Here is a 14,704-nt window from a genome sequence, read left to right on the forward strand (position 1 = left end):
CAGCGTCCACTGCACGCCGAAGTCCCGCCCTTCGGCGTCCTTGAGATTCGCGGTGACGTACCACCATTCGATGCGGAAACCTTCATGGACGCCGTGATCGGCTGGAAAGCTGAACACGCGCCCGGGCACCACGGGCGTGAACGCAACGGTGTGGGTGCCGAGACCGGCAAAACCCTTTTCCGGCGGCGTCGAGTCATCACAACCGGCAAGCAATGCAACGAGCATGAGGCCGACTCTAATCTTCATGGGCAAACGTCCTCAGCAAATCCGTCGGCTGCGTGCGGTACAGCGCGTACAGCGGCCAAGCCGACGCCAGCAGCGTGGCGAGCATCGCCAAGGCCAGCAGTTGCGCCAATTGCAACGGAAAGACCCGCAACGGCAGGCGCCAGCCAAAGGCCTGCACGTTGATCACCGCATCCAGGCACCAGGCCAGGGCAATGCCCAGCGGCACCGCCAGCAACAGGGTCAGCAGCGCCAGCAGCCAGGTCTGGCCAAGGTTGAGCAGCATCAATTGCCGTCGCGTGACGCCCAGTGCCCACAGCGGCGCCAATTGCCCGAGGCGGCTCTGGCTCTGGGTCAAGAGGCTGATGAACAGCGCCACCCCGGCCACGCCGAGGGTCAGGCTGTTGAGCGCGGCGGTGGCGGCAAAGGTACGCTCGAACACCTGGGTCGACCAGCCTTTGAGCCGGGCCTGATCGACGATGCGGCTGTCGTCGAGGTTGAACCGGTCCTGCAACGCCGCCAGCAAGGATGGGATCTTCGACGGTTCGATGCGCAGGTTGAAACGATACGGTGTGAGCTGCGGCCAATGCGCCAGCAGGTGTTTCGCGTTGATCAACACGTGGCCCTTGGGGTTGCCGTAGTCGGCGTAGATTCCGATGATGCGCGGCGTCCACGGGCCTTGTGGGGTCGGGAGGGTCAATTGATCACCGATGCGAACGTTCAAGCGCCGGGCCAGTTGTTCGCTGAGCATCAGCGTGTCCGCGCCGGCCAGTTGCGCCCACGCCTGGTCGCCGGTCGACTCCAGCAACGGCCAGTGCTGGCGATAGGAAGCATGGTCGATGATGCCGAAGATGTCCGTGGGCCAGCCTTGCAGGGGAATCGACACCTGCCAGTTGGGCAACACGGCGGTGACCGTCGGTTGTTGCTTGAGCCAGTCGTACAGCTCGCCTGCCTGGGCCGGCGTTTGCGGGCTGATATACAACTCGGCGGTCAATCGTTGCTCCAGCCAATCGCTGAACGTCTGGCGAAAACCGGCGGTCATGCTGCCGGCGCCAATGTTCGCCGCCAACGCCAGCAGCAACGCCATCAGCGCCAGGCTCAACGTGGGCAATTGTTGACGGCAATCGGCGAGAAACCACTGCCCGAGCACCGAACGACTGCCGCGTAACAATCGATTCAACACATCATTGAGCAGCACCGGCAAGGCCAGTGCCGCGCCCAGCAACACGGCCGTCATCAAGACAAAACCACTCGCCAGACTGTCCCCCCAGACCAGCACGAACGCGGCGATCAGCGCGGCCAATGTCGCCACCGCACCCTGGCGCCACAGCCATCGCGCATGGGCCTGGTGCCAGGCCTGGGGATTGGCCAGCGCCAGCAGAGGCAGGCGCGCAGCGCGCAAAAGACTCTGGGTCCCGGCCAGTAGCGCGCCGAGCAGGCCCAGCCCGATTCCGCCCAGCCACCACCAGGGGCTGAGGTTCAATTGCCCGGGCACTTCAGCGCCGTACAGGCCCCGCAGGCTCGCCGCCACATCGGGCAGCAACAGACTCGCCAGCCAATACCCACTGAGCACGCCAGCCAACCCGCCCAACAAAGCCAACGCGCCAAGTTCCAGCGCCAGGCTGCTGATCAGCACCCGCGCGCTGACGCCGCAGGCCCGCAGGGTTCGCAACAGGCTGCGACGTTGTTCCAGCGCCAGGCCGATGGCCGCATGAACGATGAACAACCCCACCACAAATGACAGGAACCCCAGCGCATCGAGGTTCAGATGAAAGCTCTCGGTCAGGCGCGACAGGTTGTTTTCCTCGTCCGCACGCTTGAATTGCAGCAAGCCGTTGAACGCCTCGGGCAAGTTGGCCGTGAACCTGGCGGGTAACAGCAATCGCGAAATCTGCTCCGGCATGCCCAGCAGCTGCTGGGCGAAACCGATGTCCATCAACAACACGCCGGGGGCCATGTCGGGTTGCACATGCAACGGCGGCAAGGTTTGGTCGCCAACAGTGCGAGGCCTGTCGCCTTCCTTCAGCCCCAAGGCCGACAAAGTCGAGGGGGCGATCCAGGTACGGCCGGCGCCGGTGAAGAACTCGACCACCTCGTCGATTTCCCGCGCCTGCCCCGCCACGGCCGAACCCGGCGGCAGCGACACCGGGTCAATGCCCATCACCTGCAGCCGCTGCTCTTCGTGGCCCTTGAGCGTCACCCGCGCCTGCAACACCGGCGACACGGGCCAGCCTTGGCGACGCAGGTCGACAAACCATTGCTGCGCGAAGGTGCCGCCGCCCGGTGCGCTCAGGCTGGCCTGGGGTTCGCCGCCGATCAACTGGCTGGCCCGGGCGTAGCTGTCGCGGGCCTGGCTGTTCAATGCCTGCACGCCGATAAGCAGGCTGGTGGCGAGCCAAAGCCCGGTCAGCACACTGAAGAACTGCACCGGGTGCCGGCGCCAGTGGCTGAGCAGGGCCTTGAGTGTCTGGCGGAAAACCATCAGGCCTGGACCGCCTGTGCCAAGCGCCCGCCTTGCAGCACCACGCGATGCGCGAGACGCGCCGCCACCCGTTGACTGTGCGTGACCATCAACAGGCTAGTGGGGCTGCCGTCGAGCAATTCCAGCAGCAATTGCAGCACTTCGTCGCTGGTGCCTTCGTCGAGACTGCCGGTGGGTTCGTCAGCCAACAGCAACGGTGGCCGTGAAGCCAGCGCCCGCCCCAGCGCCACCCTTTGTTGCTGCCCACCGGAGAGTTGCTCGGGATAACGACGCAACAGGTCCGACAGGCCGAGCCGCTGCACCAGATGCGCCTGCCAGCCGGCATCGAAACGCCCACACAGGCGCGCCTGGAAGGCGAGGTTGTCGTCCACCGACAGGCTGCTGATCAGGTTGAATTGCTGGAACACCAGGCCGATTTCCGTGCGCCGCCAATGGGCCAGTTGGTGTTCGCTCATGCCGTCGAGCTGGTAGCTACCGCTGCGGATGCTGCCTCGGTCCGCTATGTCCAGGCCAGCGACCAGGTGCAACAGGGTGCTCTTGCCGCTGCCCGATTCCCCCATTAGCGCCAGGCTGCTGCCCGGGAGCAACGTGAGATCGACACCTTGCAACACGGGCAGCGGGCCTTGGGGTGTGGCGTAGCTTTTGAAGACGTTGCGGACTTCCAGCATGGGCAAGACTCGGGGGCAGATCGGCGAAGGCGTCAGGATAGCGGAGGTCGTGGAGGTTGTGAGAGTTCCAAAAAGATGCTTGGTCTGGTGTCCAACTGTGGGAGCGAGCTTGCTCGCGATGAGGTCAGCCGATTCAAAATCTTCATCGACTGTCACACCGCCATCGCGAGCAAGCTCGCTCCCACAAGGGATCTGTGGTGCGCGGCCCCTTCAGTCATGGCGCTGAATCAGCCATTGTCGGCCTTCACTGCCCCGCCGCCACTTCAGTCTTCACGGGCCCTGGTGTGACGATGCTGTCCAGGTCGATGTGTTTCCAGGCCGGCTTGGCCCCGAGCCGGGCGTTGAAGCGGTAGTTGAAGGTGAAGTCGTCATCGGTCGGTTGGTTCAATGGCTTGCCATAGCGGGCCATGACCCCGGCCGGGTCGTAGCCCATCAATTCCAGCAGCGTCGGGAAAATGTTGTAGTGACTGGAGCGATCCTTGTTCTGAGCCAAGGAGCTGCGCCACTCCAGCGTCTGCAGTTGGCTGCCCTGGATCACGACGAGCGGCACCAGCCCTTCTTCTTCCACCGGATCGCCGCCGCAGTGGGTGTTGAGCCCGGGGTTGCCGCGTTCATGGAGGTCCTGGCCATGGTCGGAGGTGTAGATCAGCACGGCGTTCGTGAGGTTGCCTTCACGGAAAAGTCGTTGGAAAAACTCGCCGACGTTCCACAGCAAGGTGTTCTGGTAAGCGTTGCGGTAGAGCGCCCAATCGCCTTTCTCGCCGTTGAAACCATCGCGGCTGCCGGTGTCGCTCACGTCTTGGAACTGCCCGCGCGGCAAGGCCGGACGGTAGGACATGAAGTCATCGGGGTATTTGTCATGGACTGGAAAATGCGCGCCGACCTTGTTGATCACCACCAGCTCGGCCCGGTCGTTACCCAGCAACTCGACCAGCTTCGCCACGGCCGCCATGTCCCTGTCACGCACGCGGGCCTGGTCGAATTGGACGAATTGATCGATATCTTTTTTTTCAAGCGGGGTCATCAGGTTCTGCAGGTTGCCGCCGGTGCGCTGGGCGTCGATGTAGACCGTGCGCAACCCGGCCTGATGGGCGTACTGCCAGATCGACGGTTGCGTGCTGTTGATGCGCACGTAGTCGCCTCGGGTGCCGCCATAACGCAGGGTAACGTTGGTGTCGGCGCTGCAATTGGCAACAGATGCCGCGTAGCCATAATTGAAAATGTCGACGCCGGGTGGCGGTGTCTTGAGCCCCGTGGGAACGCCGGACGGCGTATTGATATCGAGGTAATTGCCAGCCACGCTTTCGTCGATGATCAGCACAATATCGTGGTCGATTGGAGACGATTGCCGGAGGATACTGACTGGCTCCCGAGGCCCGACGGTGTTGTGCAACGTCTCGTAGGCAAACAGGTTCAGGTAGGCCAGCGGCGTGTACATCACCGGCAAACCGCGCGCGCCTTCGCCCGCCCGCACGAACAGCACACCGCTGAGCAGCAGCACGCCCAGCACGGGCGCGATGATCGGCACGTAGCCGGGCAGCGATAGACGACGCCGCGGCTTGAGGGCGATGCCCAACAACAGCAACACACCGCCGGCCACCGCGCTGATGATGACCTCGCGATATTGATAGGCCGCCTCCTGGATAAAACCACCGGAATACACCAGCGACACGAACTGGCTGTAGGTCAGGTAGCTGTCGGTCACCCGCGTATACACCTCGAAGAACACCGCCGAGACAAACATCGCCAGGGCAAACAGATGCCTGACCAACGCCGGGCGAATGTAGGCGGTCATCCATAGCGCCAGCACCAAGGCCAGGAACATCGCGCCAAACAGCGCCGCTGCAAAGCCAACACCCAACGCTGCCAGTCGTTCCAGGTACAAGTCATGCCCCCGGAAAAGGTACAGCACCAGCAGCACTTCCTTGAGGTATCGGGTCATGGGTTTCTCGACGGCGTCGCGCAGCAATGGAAGGTTCGTTTTCTGCACACTAGCAGCGGGTTTTCAAAGCGCAAGAAACTGGACGAACGGCCAGAGCGTCAAAAAAAAGTTAGCCCAAAAGTGACACCTTTGACGCCTCAAAAACATAAAAATCTATGAATCAGTACCGTTCATCGCCTACTTAAAATTCGTTAAAGCCCTTTAAAAGCGGCACTTCTTTAAGTCTGTCAATGACTTGATATCAAAAAGCCCCAATCTCTCGAGTTTGCCAACACTGACAACTGTCATTTTGCTGACACGCTTTTCAGAAGCTGCGCTATACCCCTCTAAACAGTTTCATCCGAGTTACATCAATCGGTTTACGAGGCGCGCGAAAGATGGACGTGAGCGTATTTGGAACGGGGTATGTAGGGCTGATACAGGCGGCGGCGCTGGCCGACGTCGGGCACCGTGTCCTGTGCGTCGACATCGACTCGAACAAGATCCGTCAATTGCAGCAAGCGGTACCGCCGATCAGCGAGCCGGGGCTGTCCGGTTTGCTCGAAGACAACATCAAGACCGGACGCCTGTCGTTCAGCTCCCAGGCCAGCGATGCGGTGAACCATGGCGAACTGATCTTCATCGCCGTCGGCACCCCCGCCGATGAAGACGGCTCGGCGGATTTGAGCCATGTGTTGGGGGTCACCCGGCAAATTGCCGATTTCATGGACAGCGACCGCACCCTGATCATCAAGTCCACGGTGCCGGTCGGCACGGCTGACAAGGTGGCCGAATGCGCTCGCCAGGCGTTGGCGCGGCGTGGCCTGAAACAGCTGAATGTCCGCGTTGTATCCAACCCCGAATTCCTCAAGGAAGGCAGCGCCCTGGCCGATTGCATGCGCCCGGACCGGATCATCATCGGCACCGGCGATCAGTTGGCGCGCGATCAAATGAGCGAGCTCTACGCACCGTTCTGCCGCAACCACGAAAAACTGATGTTCATGGACAACCGCAGCGCGGAGCTGACCAAGTACGCCGCCAACGCCATGCTCGCCACCCGCATCAGCTTCATGAACGAACTGGCCAATCTCACCGAACGCCTGGGTGCCGACATCGAGGCCGTGCGCAAGGGCATCGGCTCGGACCCGCGCATCGGCTATCACTTCATCTACCCAGGCTGCGGCTTCGGCGGCTCATGCTTTCCCAAGGACCTTCGCGCCTTGCTACACACTGCAGAACAAAGCGGCATGCCCCTGCGCCTGCTGCGCAGCGTCACCGAGGTGAACGACAGCCAACGGCACATTCTCTTCGAAAAACTGGCGCAGCAGTTCCCGAGCGGATTGGCCGGCAAATCGATCGCCATCTGGGGCCTGGCCTTCAAGCCCAACACCGACGACATGCGCGAAGCCCCGAGCCGCTACCTGATGGAAGCGCTCTGGCGCGAAGGCGCGCGTGTCCAGGCCTACGATCCGGAAGCCATGTCCGAATGCCGGCGTCTCTATGGCTACCGCAAAGACCTGAACCTCTGTGCCACCCGTGATGACACCCTGGAAGATGCCGATGCCCTGGTGATCTGCACGGAATGGAAGAATTTCCGCGTGGTGGATTTCGACCTGCTGGCCAGCAAGCTGCGCGCCCGGGTCATCATCGATGGTCGCAACCTGTACAACCCCGAGCACCTGGCCGCCGCCGGGCTGCTATATCGCGGCATCGGCCTGCGGCACACCGTGCCCAGCGTCCCGGGGCCACAAGCGTGAACATCCTGGTGACCGGCGCGGCCGGTTTCATCGGTGCCCACTGCGTGCTGCGGTTGCTGCGCGACGGCCACGACGTGTGCGGGCTGGACAATTTCAACGATTACTACGACCCGCAACTCAAGCACGACCGCGTGGCATGGGTGAAGGATCAGGTCGGCGAGTTTTCACTGGCGCACATCGACCTGACCGACGCGTCGGCGATCGATAAACTGTTCCAGTTCCGTCGCCCGGACGTGGTGATTCACCTCGCCGCCCAGGCCGGCGTGCGTTATTCGCTGGAAAATCCACGCGCTTACGTCGACAGCAATCTCAGCGGGTTCCTGAACGTTCTCGAAAGCTGCCGCCATCATCCGGTCAAGCACCTGATCTACGCCTCTTCCAGTTCGGTGTACGGCGCCAACCAGCGCACGCCCTATTCGGTACAGGACGGCGTGGATCATCCGTTGTCGTTGTACGCGGCCACGAAAAAGGCCAACGAATCGATGGCCCACAGCTACAGCCACCTGTTCGGCATCCCTTGCACCGGCCTGCGTTTTTTTACCGTGTACGGCCCCTGGGGCCGGCCGGACATGTCGCCGATCCAGTTCGCCAAGGCCATCACCGAAAACCAGGTGTTGCAGCTCTTCAACCACGGCGAGCACACGCGCGACTTCACCTACATCGATGACATCGTCGAAAGCATCGCCCGGCTGATCGAACGTCCGCCTCGCCCGACACCGGACTGGAATCGCGAGCAACCGGACCCGGCCACCAGCCTGGCGCCATGGTGCCTCTACAACATTGGCGGACAGCACCCGGTAGCCCTGCGGACCTACGTCGCGCTGCTGGAAAAACACCTGGGCCGCACGGCCCGGATCGAGCTGCTGCCCCTGCAACCAGGGGACGTGCTCAACACCTGCGCCGATGCCAGCGACCTGGCCCTGGCCACCGGTTTCCAACCGCGCATCGAACTGGACGACGGCCTGGGTCGCTTCGTCGACTGGTTCCTCGATTACTACGTGCGCCCCATTGTCCACGCGCCGCTTGCGGCCCAATCCCAGCGGAGGAGTCTATGACCCGACATGAACAAGACATTCCGATCAGCGCCTTCGGACGCGACAAACGTGTCGACCCCGAGCATCGCCGACGCCTGGATGCGGCGATTCACCGCCAGGGTCGCGGCTGGTTGACCGGTCGCGATGGCGGTCGGCCCTGGACGGTCTCGCGGACCAATCGGGTGGTGGCCTGCCTCGGCGCACTGTCGATCCTGGTACTGCTCGCCCCGCTGCTGCTGGGCCTGGCACTGCTGGTCAAATATTCCAGCCCTGGCCCGGTGCTGTTCGTGCAGAAACGCACCGGTTATCGCGGGCGCGTGTTCGGCATGTACAAATTCCGCACCATGGTCGCCGATGCCGAGGCCATGAAAGAGTCGCTGCGCCACCTCAACAAACACGGCGCCGACGCCATCGATTTCAAGATCGACAATGATCCGCGCATCACCCCCATCGGCCGGTTCCTGCGACGCAGCAGCCTCGATGAACTGCCCAACCTGATCAACGTAGTGACCGGCGACATGCGCCTGGTCGGCCCCCGGCCCACCTCGTTCAACGCCTATCGCTACAAGGACAACCATCTTGTGCGCCTGAGCATCTACCCCGGCCTGACCGGCCTGTGGCAGATCTCCGGGCGCAGCAATATCGACTTCGACCAGCGCGTGGAACTGGACCTCAGCTACATCGCCGAGCAGAGCCTGCTGTTGGATTTGAAGATCCTGATGATCACCCCCTTCAAAGTTTTCAGCGGCCACGGAGCGAGTTAAATGGACGGTTCGACGAATATCCTGACCATAGCCAGCCCGAGCGAGTCCAACCTGACCTCGACCGTGCTCGACCCGGATCTGCGGATCCTTCTGATGACGGCCGCCAACACCGGCACCGGCACGAGCACCAGCGCGATGGCGTTGGCCGCCCAGCTGGCGCAGATGAGCAACGGTCGCGTGCTGCTGGTGGACGCAAGCCAGTCGCCGCATAACCTCAGCCAGCAACTGTCGTTGCAAAAAGAGCGCGGCTTCAGCGATCTGCTGTTCAACAGCCTCGCCCCGCCCCTGCTGCAGGACTGTGTGGTGCAGATTTCCAGCCTGCCCTTCGACGTGCTGCCCAACGGTCGCCTCGGGCACAACGCCGAACGCCTGAGCCCGGAGCGGCTGCGTCCGTTGTTCCGGCAACTGGCGGCGCAGTACCGCTTCGTGGTGATCGACGCCGACGCGGTGTATTCGGCCACCGACACCTTGGTCATGAGTACGCAGGTGGACGGCGTGGTGCTGGTGGTGCGCGGCGAGGACACCCGCTGGGAAGTCGCCCAGGCCGCCCGGCAACGCTTGGTCCAGGCAGGCGCGAAGGTGGTCGGCAGCGTGTTCAACCGCCGCAAGTACTACATGCCCAAATGGCTCTACAACAACCTTTAAGCCTGCAAAAGGATGACGAGATGAACGCCAGAATACTTGTCCTGCTGTTGCTGCCGCTTGCCGGTTGCTCCAGCAACACCGATACCCGCTCGATGCCAGTGCAGATCCTCACGGCCGCGCCGGCCAACGCCCAGGCTACCGACATGCCCAAGGTCGAACAGACGCTGAGGCCCCAGGACGTGCTGGATGTGATTTTTCACATCGACACAACCTCTTCCCAGGCTTATCGCGTGCAGCCGGGCGACCAGGTTGCCCTGAACTTCACCGCCGCCAGCCAGCTCAACGGCACGCAACAGGTGATGCCCGACGGCACTATCGAACTGCCGGGCGCCAACACCTCGGTGAAAGTCGCCGGCCTGACCACCGACGAGGCGCGCCTGGAAGTGCAGCGTGCCTACAACCAGAAGATGCTGTTCCAACCCAACCGCAACCAATTGAGCGTCCTGGTGACCAGCCCGATGTCCGGTGAGGCGAACTTGCGCAACACCTTGATCCACCCGGCCACGGGCATGAGCCGGGAGATCATCGTGGGCCGGGATGGTTACGCCAGCTTCCCGGAAATCGGTTCCGTGCCACTGCAAGGCATGACCGTCACCCAACTGGAAACCTTCCTCAACGAGCGCTACGCCCAGTTGCCGGGCCACATGACCGTCGACGTGTTGCTCAAGTCCACCGCCGGCAACGAGATTTATGTCCTGGGCGAAGTGGCCCAACCCGGCTCCTACCCGATCCGCCGGCCCATCTCGGTCCTCGAGGCCCTGACCCTGGCCCGCGGCACCAACGTCAAGGCCCGGCTCGACTCGGTGGTGATCATGCGCCGCAACGGCAATCAAGTCGAAGCACGCCACTACGACGTGGAGAAGGCCCTGAGCGGTGACGCCTCGCAGATCGCCTACTTGCAACCGGAAGACATGCTGTTCGTGCCCAAGACCAAGCTTGCAAGCGCCGGTGAACTGGCTCGGCAACTGGCCGACGTGGTGCTGTTCCAGGGAGTGGGGGTCAGCTTCGGCTACCGCCTCGACAACAAAAGCAGCAACAGCAACTGAGCCAGGTGAACGATCATGAACCCCAAGGAAAACTATCTGCACGAGTTCTTCAGGATCTTCTTCGCCAACAAGCAGTGGGTGAAGCGCGTCTTCCTGATTTTTGCCGTGATCGCCCTGGTGCTGCCGTTGATGCTCAAGCAGAGCTTCGATATCACCGCCCAAGTGATCGTCCAGTCGAAAAAACTGTCCCAGGGCGATGCCACCACTTCGCTGAACCAGGAAAACGCGACGTTCGTTCCGCCATCCCTGGCGGACATGGAAACCGAGAGCAACATCCTGCGCTCGCCGGCGTTGATTCGTGAAACCATCAAGACCCTGCGCGACCAGGGTGAATACACGCCAAGCCCGGGGGTCCTCAACAAGTGGGTGAGCGAACCGTTCAAGCGCTACATCACCCAGCCGCTGCGCGAGTACGTCATCAACCCGGTGCGTGACGGCCTGGGGCTTGAAGTCGACCCCGTGCGCGACACGGTGCTCGACACGCTGACCGACGACGCGATCGAAAACCTGAAGATCGAGACCCTGCCCGGCTCCAACGTGATTTCCATCGTCTACAGCTTCGGTGATCCGGCCCAAGGCACCCGGTTCGTGGGGCAACTGCTGCAGAACTACCTCACCGGTCGCCAGGAACTGCAATCGATCGAGCTGCCACAGGCCTTCTACGAGCAGAAAAAAGCCCAGTACCAGACGCGCCTAGACGGCCTGGAAGGTAAACGACTTGCGCTGCTGGAAAACATCGGCTCGTCCGATCCCAAGGAAGAAGTCACCTTCCGCCTGAACGCCATCAATACCGAAGAACAGGCGCTGAACCTTTATCAGGATCGCCTGCTGCAAAGCCAACGCTGGCTCGATTACCTCAAGACCAGCCTGGCGGCGGCGAACAGCTCGCGGTTCAACGACTACACCTTCCCCTTCACCTTTACCACCACCGTGGACAACATTGCCTTCGAGGATCGTGAGATCAGGCAATTGGGTGAGCAGTTGACCAGCCAGGTCAGCCGCTACATGAATGACCTGGCGATTTTCCAGCCTAGCAGCGAACCGATGTTACTGGCGCGCGAACAGATCATGCGCACCCGCCAGCAATTCCTCAAAGTGGTGAATAACCGCATCCAGGAACGCACCACCGACCTGGCGGTGGTCAGCTCCGTGATCAATCAGAAAGTCGAGCGTATCGCCGCCTTCAAGGACCGCATCCACCTGCTGCAGGAAACCCAGAGCAAACTGCGGCAGATGGACACCGAGATCAACGCGCTCCACGCGGCGTTCTCCACCTATGCCCAGCGGTTCGCCGAAGCCAGTTCCGCCCGTTCGCTGGACAACGACCTGTCCAATGCCCGCGTGCTGAGCCCGCCATTCGAACCCACGGCCGCCGCGTTCCCCAAACCGATGTTGATCATTGCGTTCGGCTTGTTCAGCGGTCTGCTGTTGGCCATCGCCCTGGTCTATGTGCGTGAGTTCTTCGACCATCGCTTCAAGCACCCAGCGCAAATCAGCCACCAACTGGATCTACCGGTGCTGCTGGTGATCAACGAGCAATCGCCCGAACAGGTCAACCCGCACCGCAACTGGAGCGTGCCCAGCCTTGTCCATTGGGTGAAAAATTGAACGCGCCGTTCGGCCCGTCCCGCCAGGACAGCCCCCTGTCGATCATTCATCTGCTCGACAGCGGCGGCTTCTATGGGGCCGAGCGGATGCTGCTCGATCATTGCCTGGCGACACCCGGCCAGCATCAAGTGGTGTTCCTGGCGGCGCCGCCGACATTGATCACGCGGTTCCGCCAGGCCGGGGTCGATTGCTGCCATTGCGCCAATTGGGCTGAGCTGCTGCAGCATTTGCGGCACCGGCGTGACGAGCGACCGCTGATCAATACGCACAACTTCAAGGGTCTGTTGTTCGGCTGGGCCGCGGCCACGATGCTGCGCCTGCCGCTGGTGATCACTCAGCACGGCTTCACGCCACGCAGTCCCAAGCAGCGGTTCTATACGTGGCTGAGCCTGCAACTGTGCCGCACCGCGCCGGTCAAGCGTGTGGTGTGCGTGGCCGAAAGCATCGCGGCGCTGCACCGCCAGGCCAGCGTTAAGGCGGAGAAGCTCGACGTGATTCCCAACGGCCTGCCAGCCGCCACGACGCCGCTGCCCCACCGCGACGACAGGCAACGCTGGCGGGTCGGCTACGTCGGCCGCTTGAGCAGCGAAAAAGGCCCGGACCTGTTTCTCGACGCCATGATCCCGCTGTGCCAGCGCCATGCGTCCTTGCACGCGGTGATGCTCGGCGACGGCCCGGAACGCCAGACGTTGCTCAAACGCATCGCCGATGCCGGGCTGCCGACGCGTATCGAGTTGCCCGGCTATCAGACCGACATGGACGACTGGTGGAGCCGCCTCGATGCGCTGGTGATCAGTTCACGCACCGAAGGCACGCCGATGATCCTGCTCGAAGCCATGCAGGCCGGCGTGCCCGTGGTGGCCTTCGGTGTCGGCGGCATTCCCGACATCTTGCAAGACCGTCACAACGGCTTGCTCGCGACGCCGGCCGACAGCGTGGAGCTGGCCCGCCAGATCGAAACGCTGTTCAGCGAACCACCCCTGGCGCGGATCCTCGCCGACAACGCGCGCTGCACACAACGCGACCGCTACGACCTGCGCACGCTGGCCGAACGCTGGTCACAACTCTATATCCGCACGGCACGGGAGGCTCGGCCATGATCGTCCCGCTCTCGATCGTCAGTCTGCTGGGGTTGGTGTGCCTGGCACTGCTGGCCAGTCCCTACCCCTTCCTGGCGCCCGGCGCCGTGCTCGGCCTGGTGGGCGTTGCCATGCTGTACCGCAAGCCAGGCTGGGGTTTGCTGGGCATTGCCGCGCTGCTGCCGTTCGAAGGCCTGTTCAAGGGCAACTTGTTTTCCGGCAGTAAATTCCTCGGCTTGGCGCTGATCCTGATCCTGATGCTGCAGTTGGCCTTGCATCAGATCCCTGCGACGCGCTTGCGCAGCAACATCTGGAAGCCGTTGATCGGTTTCATGGCCCTGTATGGCCTGAGCCTGTTGATCTCGGAAAATATGGACCTTTCCCTGACGCAACTGCGTGAACTCTCGGTCGGGCTGATTCTGTTCGTGATCACCTTGCTGATCGGTCGCGAGCTGAACCTGGAGATGTTCGCCCGGCTGATGACCGTGAGCGTCGCCACGACCTGTGTGCTCGCAAGGTTTTCAGTCAAATATCAGGACCAGGGCCGCGCCTCGGGTTTGCTGGAAGACCCGAACGCCTTTGCCCTGTTGATTGCGTTTACCGTACCGCTGGCATTGTTATTGACCCTGCGCAGCCAGAACCTGTTGCACCGCTTGTTCTGGGGTGGCGCTGTCATTCTGTTATTGAGCGGCATGACCAAGACCGAATCACGTTCAGGCCTGGTCGTGTTGTTGCTCAGCCTGGTGATCGGGTTGTATCACTATCGGGCGCAGCTGCCGCGCATACGTCCCCGGCACCTGGGGTTCGCGATGCTCGGCCTGGCGCTGGCGGTTCCGGCGACAGTCGCCTTGATGCCGGCTGGCTACGTGGCACGCATCCAGTCATTGAGCATTCTCAGTTCCGGCGCCAACGCCTACCAGGACGGATCCTTGGGGCGCCGCGCCTCGTACATCGTGGTGGGCAGCCAGATGATCCGGGAGAAGCCGATACTCGGTTCCGGCCCGGGAACATTTCCAGAGCACTACGCCCCCACGGGCTACGCGAAGGCGTTCTCGGCCAATCGCAAACGCGGGGATCTGTACCGCCAGGCCCATAACACCTACCTGGAAATCTTCAGCGAAATCGGCGTGCCAGGCGGCTTGATGTTTGTCGGCATGATCGGGCTGGGGCTCTACAACCTGGTGCGCGCGCGCCAACTGTGGCTCCAGCGCCGGGACTGGGCCCAGGCGGATCTGTTGACGCACCTGGGCATGAGTTTCCTGTCGCTGGCATTGTTCCTGATGTTCCTCAGCGCCCAGAACCACAAGTTGCTGTGGATCATGCTCGCCTTGACCAGCATCTTGCGCTACGACGCCGAACGATCCGCGCCGCTGGAGGCACGTTCATGAGCCGCGTCAGTATCGTGATCCCGATGTACAACGAGGCCCGGCACATCGGCCGCACGCTGCTGGCCGCGCGGGAGGCCGCACGCCAGGCAC

12 protein-coding genes are annotated in these 14,704 nt (G+C 62.4%); 8 read left to right on the top strand and 4 right to left on the bottom strand.

Translation table 11 applies throughout. The annotated features are described in order from the left end of the window. The 4 genes from OC610_RS09730 to OC610_RS09745 all read right to left on the bottom strand — a co-directional run. Positions 1–246, bottom strand: a 246-nt coding sequence (locus tag OC610_RS09730) for a lipocalin-like domain-containing protein (protein WP_332880470.1), incomplete at its 3' end; no start/stop codon positions are given. Then, positions 236–2,707 carry an ABC transporter permease gene (locus tag OC610_RS09735; protein WP_264427619.1) on the bottom strand — a complete coding sequence of 824 codons (2,472 nt, stop codon included), beginning with the start codon at positions 2,705–2,707 and terminating at the stop codon, positions 236–238. The genes OC610_RS09730 and OC610_RS09735, both read right to left, overlap by 11 nt. Then, positions 2,704–3,372, bottom strand: a complete 669-nt coding sequence (locus OC610_RS09740; protein WP_181288965.1) for an ABC transporter ATP-binding protein — start codon at positions 3,370–3,372, stop codon at positions 2,704–2,706. The genes OC610_RS09735 and OC610_RS09740 overlap by 4 nt, the downstream gene beginning before the upstream one ends. A gap of 244 nt (positions 3,373–3,616) precedes the next feature. Next, positions 3,617–5,314 (bottom strand): sulfatase-like hydrolase/transferase, encoded by a 1,698-nt coding sequence (locus tag OC610_RS09745; protein WP_264427611.1) that lies wholly within the window; start codon positions 5,312–5,314, stop codon positions 3,617–3,619. 377 nt (positions 5,315–5,691) lie between these two features. Here OC610_RS09745 and OC610_RS09750 point away from each other — a divergent pair, with 377 nt between their 5' ends. Genes OC610_RS09750 through OC610_RS09785 form a run of 8 tightly spaced genes read left to right on the top strand, consistent with a single transcriptional unit; the run spans position 5,692 to position 14,614 of the window. Then, positions 5,692–7,050 (top strand): UDP-glucose dehydrogenase family protein, encoded by a 1,359-nt coding sequence (locus OC610_RS09750; RefSeq protein ID WP_181288967.1) that lies wholly within the window; start codon positions 5,692–5,694, stop codon positions 7,048–7,050. Beyond that, on the top strand, positions 7,047–8,105 hold the full coding sequence (locus OC610_RS09755; protein ID WP_264427612.1) for an NAD-dependent epimerase: 1,059 nt from the start codon (positions 7,047–7,049) through the stop codon (positions 8,103–8,105). Before OC610_RS09750 ends, OC610_RS09755 begins: the two co-directional genes overlap by 4 nt. Further along, a complete protein-coding gene (locus OC610_RS09760; protein WP_264427613.1) occupies positions 8,102–8,848 on the top strand; it encodes a sugar transferase in 747 nt (248 codons plus the stop codon). The genes OC610_RS09755 and OC610_RS09760 overlap by 4 nt, the downstream gene beginning before the upstream one ends. Beyond that, positions 8,849–9,493, top strand: coding sequence for a CpsD/CapB family tyrosine-protein kinase (locus OC610_RS09765; RefSeq protein WP_264427614.1), 645 nt, complete (start codon positions 8,849–8,851; stop codon positions 9,491–9,493). 20 nt (positions 9,494–9,513) lie between these two features. Then, positions 9,514–10,539, top strand: coding sequence for a polysaccharide biosynthesis/export family protein (locus tag OC610_RS09770; RefSeq protein ID WP_264427615.1), 1,026 nt, complete (start codon positions 9,514–9,516; stop codon positions 10,537–10,539). Between the two features lie 15 nt (positions 10,540–10,554). Beyond that, a complete protein-coding gene (locus OC610_RS09775; protein ID WP_264427616.1) occupies positions 10,555–12,147 on the top strand; it encodes a GumC family protein in 1,593 nt (530 codons plus the stop codon). After that, entirely contained in the window at positions 12,144–13,247 is a 1,104-nt protein-coding gene (locus tag OC610_RS09780; protein ID WP_264427617.1) for a glycosyltransferase family 4 protein, read from the top strand. The genes OC610_RS09775 and OC610_RS09780 overlap by 4 nt, the downstream gene beginning before the upstream one ends. Further along, positions 13,244–14,614 carry an O-antigen ligase family protein gene (locus OC610_RS09785; protein ID WP_264427618.1) on the top strand — a complete coding sequence of 457 codons (1,371 nt, stop codon included), beginning with the start codon at positions 13,244–13,246 and terminating at the stop codon, positions 14,612–14,614. The genes OC610_RS09780 and OC610_RS09785 overlap by 4 nt, the downstream gene beginning before the upstream one ends. The last annotated feature ends 90 nt before the right edge of the window (positions 14,615–14,704 follow it).

This window comes from Pseudomonas agronomica, from assembly GCF_025917275.1.
In the GTDB taxonomy this organism is placed as follows: Bacteria; Pseudomonadota; Gammaproteobacteria; order Pseudomonadales; family Pseudomonadaceae; genus Aquipseudomonas; species Aquipseudomonas agronomica.

Excerpts from the sequence above, each read along its gene's own strand:
- OC610_RS09740 (WP_181288965.1), bottom strand. The coding sequence starts at position 3,372 with ATGCTGGAAGTCCGCAACGTCTTCAAAAGCTACGCCACACCCCAAGGC.
- OC610_RS09745 (WP_264427611.1), bottom strand. The coding sequence starts at position 5,314 with ATGACCCGATACCTCAAGGAAGTGCTGCTGGTGCTGTACCTTTTCCGG.
- OC610_RS09750 (WP_181288967.1), top strand. The coding sequence starts at position 5,692 with ATGGACGTGAGCGTATTTGGAACGGGGTATGTAGGGCTGATACAGGCG.
- OC610_RS09760 (WP_264427613.1), top strand. The coding sequence starts at position 8,102 with ATGACCCGACATGAACAAGACATTCCGATCAGCGCCTTCGGACGCGAC.
- OC610_RS09765 (WP_264427614.1), top strand. The coding sequence starts at position 8,849 with ATGGACGGTTCGACGAATATCCTGACCATAGCCAGCCCGAGCGAGTCC.
- OC610_RS09770 (WP_264427615.1), top strand. The coding sequence starts at position 9,514 with ATGAACGCCAGAATACTTGTCCTGCTGTTGCTGCCGCTTGCCGGTTGC.
- OC610_RS09775 (WP_264427616.1), top strand. The coding sequence starts at position 10,555 with ATGAACCCCAAGGAAAACTATCTGCACGAGTTCTTCAGGATCTTCTTC.
- OC610_RS09785 (WP_264427618.1), top strand. The coding sequence starts at position 13,244 with ATGATCGTCCCGCTCTCGATCGTCAGTCTGCTGGGGTTGGTGTGCCTG.